This window comes from bacterium (assembly GCA_004299235.1).
In the GTDB taxonomy this organism is placed as follows: Bacteria; Chloroflexota; Dormibacteria; order Dormibacterales; family Dormibacteraceae; genus SCQL01.
Genome location: SCQL01000013.1, coordinates 1 through 1763, shown reverse-complemented (window position 1 = coordinate 1763; position 1763 = coordinate 1). Strand labels below are relative to the sequence as shown.

The following is a 1763-nucleotide window of genomic DNA, read 5'->3' as shown; positions in this document are numbered from 1 at the left end:
AACTGGAAACAGGCCCTCGCCCAGCTCGCAATCGCCTACCCCGACCGCCTCAACCCCCACCTGTAACCCAAGAAATCGAACAAGGAGACCGATTCCTTACACAGAAAAGTTGACACGCTCATCTGGGGCCAGCGTTCTCCCGCGCGAGCCAGGAGCCGTTGCCGCAACGAGGTCTGGGTCGAGTCGGGGATCTTGGCCATCCTCGTCATCTTGTCATCGCCTCACCGGGGCCGTCTTGCCGTGTGCTCGGCGCGGCGGCTGGCGCCCGGATGCTGAGTACGCCAGAAATGGACATGCCCTTGGTTCCTGCTGACGTCGTGGTCCTCACAGCCGATGAGCGAGACCTCCTGACCCGACGCGCGAACGCGGCATCGAGTCCACATCGCGATGTGGTCCGGGCCCGGATCGTGCTCGCTGCTGCCGATGGCGTCGCGAACGCTCAGATCGCTCGCGACCTGCGGATCTGTGAGGACACGGTGCGTCGCTGGCGGCACCGGTTCTGTGGCCGCACACGGCAGCGGCTTGACGGCCTCAAGGACCGGCCACGGTCGGGACGCCCGCCCTCCTTCACTGCTGTCGAGGTCGCTGAAGTCAAAGCGCTGGCCTGCACCAGGCCAGCCGACCACGGCCTGCCGCTGACCAGGTGGTCGGTGTCCGAGCTCGCTGCGCACGCCACCGCCACGGGGCTGGTCCGACCGGTGTCGGTCTCCACGATCGCCCGCTGGCTGGCCGCGGACGCGATCAAGCCATGGCAGCACCGGTCCTGGATCTTCCCCCGCGATCCCGACTTCGCGACCAAGGCCGGCCGGGTCCTCGACCTCTACGAACGCACCTGGCAGGGCCGGCCACTGGGTCCGGATGAGTATGTGATCAGCGCTGATGAGAAGTCACAACTCCAGGCCTTGCGGCGCCGGCACCCCGAAACTCCCGCGGCACCAGGACAGCCACGACGGGTCGAGTTCGAGTACCGCCGTGGCGGCACTCTGGCCTACTTCGCCGCCTACGACGTCCATCATCCCCGCGTCATCGGCCGTACCGCTGCCAAGACCGGCATCGAACCCTTCACCGAGCTCGTCGAGCAGGTCATGACCCAGGAGCCCTACGCCTCGGCGAAGCGAGTGTTCTGGGTCGTGGACAACGGCTCCTCCCACGCAGGCCAGGCCTCGGTCGACCGCATGCGCGTGGCCTGGCCCAACGCCGAACTCGTGCACCTGCCCGTGCACGCCTCCTGGCTCAACCAGGTCGAGATCTACTTCTCGATCCTGCAACGCAAAGCGATCGCCACCGGCGACTTCGCCGACCTCGACGACCTCGCGCAACGAATCCTCGCCTTCCAGGACCGCTACAACCAGGCGGCCGAACCGTTCGGCTGGAAGTACACCCGCCACCACCTCAACCGCTACCTCGATCGCCTCAACAACGACGGCAGCCTCCGCACCGCGGCCTGACCCCCGACGAACTAACGGCGATGCCCACTAGTGCCGGTGCGGACCGGGCCTGATCCTCGTCACCGGGGCAGTCGATCAGTACCGGTACTGGTCGGGCTTGTACGGTCCGGCGGCGTCGACGCCGAGGTAGGCGGCCTGGTCGTCGGTGAGCCGGGTGAGCTTCACACCGAGCGCGTCGAGGTGCAGGCGGGCGACCTCCTCGTCGAGGTGCTTGGGGAGCACGTAGACGCCGACCGGGTACTCCTCGGTCTTGGTGAAGATCTCGATCTGGGCGAGCACCTGGTTGGTGAAGGAGTTCGACATCACGAACGACGG

General features: G+C 66.8%; 2 protein-coding genes. One reads left to right on the top strand and one right to left on the bottom strand.

Translation table 11 applies throughout. The features are described 5' to 3' along the window. The first annotated feature begins 287 nt into the window (after positions 1-287). Positions 288-1448: an IS630 family transposase gene (locus EPN29_03995; protein ID TAN34220.1), complete on the top strand. Its 1161-nt coding sequence runs from the start codon at positions 288-290 to the stop codon at positions 1446-1448. Positions 1449-1523: 75 nt separating this feature from the next. On the opposite strand, the gene EPN29_03990 is transcribed toward EPN29_03995, so the two are convergent. Further along, on the bottom strand, positions 1524-1763 hold a 240-nt coding region (locus tag EPN29_03990), incomplete at its 5' end, for an adenosylhomocysteinase (GenBank protein ID TAN34219.1).